This window comes from Mesorhizobium sp. M7A.F.Ca.CA.004.06.1.1 (assembly GCF_003999135.1).
In the GTDB taxonomy this organism is placed as follows: Bacteria; Pseudomonadota; Alphaproteobacteria; order Rhizobiales; family Rhizobiaceae; genus Mesorhizobium.
This window is the reverse complement of sequence record NZ_RZPQ01000300.1, coordinates 1-6,498: the sequence shown is the minus strand read 5'-3', so window position 1 is coordinate 6,498 and position 6,498 is coordinate 1. Positions and strand designations below refer to the sequence as shown.

8 protein-coding genes and 1 tRNA gene are annotated in these 6,498 nt (G+C 59.4%); 4 read left to right on the top strand and 5 right to left on the bottom strand.

The window, feature by feature from the left end:
• From EN906_RS18430 to EN906_RS18415, 4 genes are all read right to left on the bottom strand, one after another.
• The coding region (locus tag EN906_RS18430; RefSeq protein ID WP_206529121.1) for an SOS response-associated peptidase family protein at positions 1-393 on the bottom strand (393 nt) is incomplete at its 3' end.
• Positions 394-403: 10 nt separating this feature from the next.
• The gene (locus EN906_RS18425) at positions 404-1,705 is read right to left on the bottom strand and encodes a hypothetical protein (RefSeq protein WP_127268090.1); all 1,302 of its coding nucleotides are present in this window, start codon (positions 1,703-1,705) and stop codon (positions 404-406) included.
• Between the two features lie 125 nt (positions 1,706-1,830).
• Entirely contained in the window at positions 1,831-3,264 is a 1,434-nt protein-coding gene (locus EN906_RS18420) for a tyrosine-type recombinase/integrase (protein ID WP_164749065.1), read from the bottom strand.
• 99 nt (positions 3,265-3,363) lie between these two features.
• A tRNA-Thr gene (locus tag EN906_RS18415) sits at positions 3,364-3,439 on the bottom strand.
• 156 nt (positions 3,440-3,595) lie between these two features.
• Between EN906_RS18415 and EN906_RS18410 the strand changes: the two genes are divergently transcribed.
• The 4 genes from EN906_RS18410 (at position 3,596) to EN906_RS18395 (ending at position 5,633) form a co-directional block, all read left to right on the top strand.
• Positions 3,596-3,763, top strand: a complete 168-nt coding sequence (locus tag EN906_RS18410) for a hypothetical protein (RefSeq protein ID WP_127268088.1) — start codon at positions 3,596-3,598, stop codon at positions 3,761-3,763.
• Between the two features lie 224 nt (positions 3,764-3,987).
• Complete coding sequence (locus tag EN906_RS18405) at positions 3,988-4,209, top strand: hypothetical protein (RefSeq protein WP_127268087.1); 222 nt, start codon at positions 3,988-3,990, stop codon at positions 4,207-4,209.
• A gap of 576 nt (positions 4,210-4,785) precedes the next feature.
• On the top strand, positions 4,786-5,091 hold the full coding sequence (locus EN906_RS18400; RefSeq protein ID WP_127268086.1) for a BA14K family protein: 306 nt from the start codon (positions 4,786-4,788) through the stop codon (positions 5,089-5,091).
• Positions 5,092-5,273: 182 nt separating this feature from the next.
• The gene (locus tag EN906_RS18395) at positions 5,274-5,633 is read left to right on the top strand and encodes a hypothetical protein (RefSeq protein ID WP_127268085.1); all 360 of its coding nucleotides are present in this window, start codon (positions 5,274-5,276) and stop codon (positions 5,631-5,633) included.
• On the opposite strand, the gene bhcR is transcribed toward EN906_RS18395, so the two are convergent.
• Positions 5,634-6,455, bottom strand: coding sequence for an HTH-type transcriptional regulator BhcR (gene bhcR, locus EN906_RS18390; protein WP_127272422.1), 822 nt, complete (start codon positions 6,453-6,455; stop codon positions 5,634-5,636).
• Between the last annotated feature and the right edge of the window lie 43 nt (positions 6,456-6,498).

Below are 6,498 nucleotides of genomic sequence, written 5' to 3'. Positions count from 1 at the left end.
GTCTTCATTCAAGGCAATCCAATAGTTCCGCTGAACGCCAGTCTGGGGGTCCTTGTCATTCTTCTCTGGGCTCGGCTCGGCAAAGCTCGTCACTGGAACCACACAGCGATGCTCTACGCCGAGGTATTGCCGCCAGTAGGCAAGGTGGGTCTTGCGCACGTTGGTAGTGCCGTAATCGGCGTTGCCTTTCACATGTTCTACGGGCGTCGGCATCCCCCACAGCAGATTGGCAAGCTCGCGTTGCCCGTCCGACGCATTGCGAACTACAGGACCGGGGGGCCGGTTGGGGTAGATGTCAATTGACGGCTCAAGGTTGCCCAAGATGTCCCGCAAGGTGCCGGTCCATTGGCGGATGGCCTCTTGCGACGTGGTGAGGTTGTAGAGGTTGCACATGGCTGGTTCCTTAGGCGTGGCCTTCGCTGACTAATCCAGAGCCAAGGATCGGTTGCTGCCTAGCGTCGATGCCGACAATTACTCGCGTCAATCGGTGGACGAGATCAGCCAAATCTAGGATGCGCTGATCTTCTTCTCTCGTCGAATATGGCGAGACCAAGTTGCCATGCATCACGGAATTTCGCAGCTTCCTCCAAGCGCTGACATTCGCGGCTGTGACGGCGCCCCCCTGCCGAAGGTCCCCTAGGAAACTGGACACGGTCTTTGTTTCAGCTCTAGTTAATTCGTCAAGAATGCGCCTCTTCAGCCTCGCGTCGCCGTCCCAGGTCTGAGTGTGATCCCGAAGCGCGCTCAAGTCCTTCTCGACGAAGTCGGCCTTCAGTGGAGTTGGCCCCATCAACAGCTTTGCAAGACCCTCTGCGACGCTCGCCAAAGTAAGGCAAAGCACCCAGCGCGATCCTTGTGTCGCTTGTATGATCTCTTCGTAAAGGCGTGTGATCAGATGCGGCTCGGAATTTAGATGCCCCCCTTCGTCACGCGTATTCGCAACATGTTCGAGCAATTTCCCGTAGAGGGTCCAGAAGTCCGGCTTTGATTCGAAGGGATTTCCATCCACCAATGAGGCAATGCCCGAGTCTATAAAACGCCTTGGAGACGGTCGCAGCCAGACCTGTGCTCTGCCATCTCCAAAGTTCCGCGCCACGAGGCGAGGAAAAATTAACTGACCCAGCAAGATTCGCAACGGCTCGCTCAGCCAATTCTCGGTACATGGGTGCGGCAGCGCCTTGGACGACGTAGCCGTAACCCAGAGAGCGCTTCCGTCCTTCGTACGGAAGAACTCAATTTCGGAACCGAGAACCTGTACTGTTTGCTTGGCGAGCCGGCGACTATATTCGACCTCGACGTCATCAAGCGTGGTGACCGTAACCATCGCCTTCTCTACAGGCACCCGCACCTCAGGCTGAAAGACCAACTCCACGCTCGATAGTTGGGAAACCCATCGCCCGGACGCGCTAGTGAGAAGCGAGTCCAACTCGCCCCACAACTCCCAAATGCCCGTCTTCGTCTCTCCTAGCTGCGGATTTGTCCAGCCTGCTGCCCACTCAGTTCCCTGTATGTCCGTGGCAAAGAGGCGAAAGGTGTTGGAGGTATCGTAGGGATCTTTCTGCTGCTTAGCGAGCCGCTTGAACGCATCCGCACTGTCTGATGGTGTGGCATACATCCGATACTCAATTTCGGTGAAGCTCTTAATTACAATGCGACCTGAGCCGGCAAAGACCGGAGGTTCAAAGTCACCGCCGATCATCTTCATCGTCGGACAGTCGATTGTGATTGGAAGCGGTTTGAGCAGATGCCGCCAGCGATCTAGCGTCCGTATAGGCACTGGAGCGGATGCTGGGGTCAAGAAACCTCCTTCATGTCATTTGCTCGGCAGTTCTACGTCATTTCAGACAGTTCGGAAGGCCTCTCGATGTGTTCTTCTCCAAGTGCTTTCAGCATTGCCTCAGTCGCCACCTTCAGCCGCGCTTCTTCGCCGCCGTAGTTGTCTCCCGCACCACCCCCTGAGTGGCCCATGATCGAGCGCTTGAGCTTCTCGGGGACCCAAGCGATCACCAGCAAGTCCTCCATTCGGTGCCGCAATGAGTGGGTGGTTACCTTCTTGTCGGTCACTGCGGCTCTAACGTGCTTACCAAGCGCGGCCGAGGCTTTGTCGCCACCGCCTTCATGACCGTAACGGGCAAACAGCATCTTGCTTTCGCCTGCCGCCTCGACGGCTTCATGTGCTGCCTGAAGGGCGTCGCCAATGAGCGGGACCTTCCGACGAGACACTTCGGTTTTGACGCGGCGCTCGTCGTGCCACTCGACGTCAATGTGTGGATATTTGGCCTCCAGCATAACGTCGCTGACCCGAAGCCCGGTAATCTCGGATAGACGGCAGCCGGTGCCCTCTAGGAGCCTCCAAATTTGTTGGAGATCGCTGGCGGCGCGGTCAAGCACCCGCTCCCGCGTCGCGGCCAATTGCTCCGGGGTGAAGGGAAGCCTCTTTCGCTTGTCCGGCTCCCTACTGCTGTCGGCAACATCAAGCTTTTCAAATTGGTTCTTTGTGCCGGTTAGGTCGAACTCGCGAATGCCATGGGCAACGATTGCGCGCACGACATTGAGGTATCGGTCCACAGTCGCAGCAGTCGGGATTTCCTTCAACATGGCGTTGGCGACGGTTCTGGCGTCGGCACGCTTCATGTCCGCCAGCACCGGGTCAAAGCCGAGAGCCGACTTCACGTGCCCGACCACACGGTCGGCTTGTTGCTGGTCCCGCTTCTTCGATTTCTCGGAAGGATTGGTCTTAGTGAAACGGTCGTTCAGATAGACCCGCTTGGCGTCCTCTAGGGTGGGCGAGGGACCGACCGGCTTATTTGAGGAGGTCAGTAGCGTCAGCAGTGCCCGGTCCTCGTCAGAGACGCCAACGGGGTGGTCGGTCTCTTCGTCCCTCGGATAGCCTTTAGCGATCTGCTCAGCGACGACATCGCGAGCAATCCATTCCGATCGTTCCTCAGGATCATCAGGATCGCCGCTGCCAGCGCGATACGGGTTGAAGCCGAGGTCCCGAAGTCGCTTGGTTGCTTGGTCGAACAGTTCGCGCGCTGTGAGCTTCGCTTTGGGCGCCTTCACTCCGTGCAACTCGTCCCATGCTTTGGCGAAGATTTGCTCCGCCTCGGCGTGGGTGGCGTCATACTGCTTGCGCACCTCGGCGTCGGTTTTGCCGAGGCGAAGCACCATCTCTGTCTTGCCCAGAATGCCTTGAAGTGCCTTGGGCACCTTCCTTCGATAGACCTTCCTATTGCCGCGCGGCTGGACATGTTCCAGTGCCATTTTCATCCTCGGTGTACCCCTCGGTGTACCTTTTGGTGTACCTCGGGGGACGTTGAAACCCTTGAGTTCCTTGATTTCTGGGGATTGTCGGGTGGAAACTGGTGCCCCCGGACGGAATCGAACCGCCGACCTTCGGTTTACAAAACCGCTGCTCTACCAGCTGAGCTACAAGGGCACGGCGCTCCGGTTAGCATATTTGTTGCGCCAGTAAAGACAAAACTCCGTTTTTCCCCGGCATGCCACATGGCCCGTCGACGAGGGCATCCTGAAAACCGCCGGATTGCTTCCTACATCTAGGGAAGGGTGCAATCGCTTCGAGCAGGGGTGTGGCATGATCAGATTAGTCATCATTCTCCCGATCATCTTCGTGGCCTGGATGCTGCTGGTGAAAATCATCAGCGATGTGAAGAAGGCCAATGTCGACTGGACCGGCGTCACCACCATCATCGGCTTCATCGCGCTGGCGTTCTGGCTGCGCCATGTCACGGGGATGGGGTGAGAGAGAGCGAATAGTGAGTAGCGAATAGCGAATAGGGAACGGCAACGTAGCGATTGGTAAGTGGCGTTCCTGCCTTTTCCTACTCGCTATTCGCTATTCACTATTCGCTCGGGCCAAAGGCCCCACAAAAAATCTCTTCGACCTATCGAACCTTTTGCCGCGCCGCGCCGACTGATGGTTAGAGGCGAATGGGTCGCCTCGATCAAAAGATCCAGGAGATCATCATGTTCAAGCGCACTCTTACCTCAGGCCTCGTCGCCATCTTCGTCGCCACCGGCGCGCTCGCCGGCACTGTCGGCACGTCGTCAGCCCACGGCATGCACGGCCATCATCACAACCACAACCACAAACATCACAAGAAGCACTTCAAGAAGTTCTGGTGGAAGCACTATAACCACCACAACAACCATCACCACAGGCACGGCAGGGTGATCATTTTCCTTTGATGGAGGGACCCAATTCCCAAAAGGGCGGCTTCGGCCGCCCTTTTTGCGTTCGGCGTTGCGATGTAGGCGGGCAAGCTAGCGATCTCCCCCGCAAGCTACGGCATGCACACATTTCCAAACAACTGGTCTTTGGCGATAGGGTGCATGGCAGCTTGGAGCATGCATTGTCTTATGCGGCGCAGGTCGACCCCCACTCCGTCTCGGCTTCGCCGAGCCACCTCTCCCCCGATCGACGGGGTAGAGGAAAGGCGCCAAGCTTTTGCCGTTAACGCTCGTCCAGCAACGCTCCTTTCCTTTCCCTCCGGAGGGGGGAAAGGTGGCGCTGCGAAGCAGCGACGGATTGGGGGAACCACGTGGTAATCAGGCATCGGGCAGATCAGAAGGTATGTGCATAGCGTAGACGTCCATCGGGGGAGATCTGCATCGTCAATGTTCTCGCCAACCTCTTCCCGTCGCCGTCACAAAGACCTTCGATCCCAGAAGATCGACAAAAGATTCGAACCTTTTTCCTGGCTGCGACGACAGATGATCAAGAGGCGGATGGATCGCCTCGGTCAACGAAGCAAGGAGATCGTCATGTTCAAGAACACACTCGTTTCCGGCCTTATCGCCACCGCCGTCGCCGCCGCCACGCTGGCCGGCACCGTGCAGCCTTCGGCCGCTCACAGCCATCACCACAATCACGGTCTCGGTATCGGCATTGCCGCCGGCGTCGGCGGCTTTGTCCTCGGCAGCCTGCTCGCCCAGCCGCGCACCGTCTATGTCGACGAAGGCGGCGGCTCGTGGCATGTCCGCCGCTGCTACGATCGTTATGCCAGCTACGACGCGGACTCCGATACCTATCTCGGCCGCGACGGATACCGCCACTACTGCCGTCTTTAGAGGGGAGGACCGTTTCAGCAACAGAGGGGCCCATGCGAGCCCCTCTTCTGCTGTCTGGATGGTAGCGGTGCGTGCTCCACCGGCCGATTCAGCGCAGAAAGGATTGGCCTGGGCGGCAGACCGGGCGGTGTACAGAGATTTTCCGAGCGTCTATTCTGACCGCGAAACGCGGGGAGAGACCTTTGGACGAGCAGGACCCCAGGGAAGATCTGGTCGAAACGGTTTTCCGCAACGGCACCGTCACTGCCGTCGGCATCCTGCTGGCGTTTTCGCTGGGCTTCATCACGCATTGGGCCGCCAACCCGATCCCGTGGCAGACCTACCATCTTGTCGCCGTCCTGCCGATCCTGGCCGGCATTGCCTTGCAGATGCGGGCGCTCTCGCTGCTGCTCGACACGAAATGCCTGCAACGGCGCATCTATGAACGCGCCAACCGCATCTTCATGGCCGGCCTGATATTCACCGCCTGTGGCGTCGGCATGGCCATCCTTCTCGATTTCTTTGATATCGCGACCAGGAGCGCGCTGCCCGGGACGGGCTGATCAGCCGGCTCGCACGCCGCCGATCATCCTGGTCACCTCGGCGGCGGCATCGCGCACCAGCGGGCCGATCTCGGCCAACCGCTCCGGCGTCACCCGCACCGTTGGTCCCGACACCGAGACGCCGCCGATCGGCTCGCCGAATTCATTGAAGATGGCGGCTGCCACGCAGCGCATGCCGGGGTGCCGCTCCTCGTCGTCGACCGACCAGCCGCGCAGCTTGATCCGCGCCAGATCGTGGGCAAGCGACGAAATGTCGGACAGCGTCCTCTCCGTGAAGCGCTGCAGGCCTGCCTTGCGCAGGATGCTTCCGACGCGCTCCGGCTCGAGATGCGCCAGCACCGCCTTGCCGATGCCCGACGCATGGAAGGGACTGCGTGTGCCCGGACGGAAGAAGGCGCGGATCGCCTGGTGCGTCTCGACCTGGCTGACGAAGACCACGCAATCGTCCTCGGCGACGCCGAGATTGGCGGTCTCGCCGGTTCTTTCCATCAGCTCTTGCATGACCACACGCGCGCGGTCGACCAGCTTGCGGCGCCGCAGGAAGGCCGCGCCCATGCGGTAGGTCTCGACGCCGATCGACCACAGCTGGTCTGATGTGTCGAATTCGACCATGCCGTGGTTTTGCAGCGTCGTCAGCATGCGGTAGGCGGTGGAGGCGGCAAGGCCGCTTTGTGCCGATATCTCGCTCAGCGACAGGCCGCTGCCTTCCGCGACAATGGCCAGGATGCGCAGTGCCCTGTCGAGCGACTGCACCGAAGTGGCCTCCGAGGGCCCGTTGAAAGCGCGCGGCCGGCCGCGCTGCCGTTTTTCGGTCGTTTCCATGCCGCCATTCTCGGTCGTTTCGCAAAATGCGCAATGAAAAAGT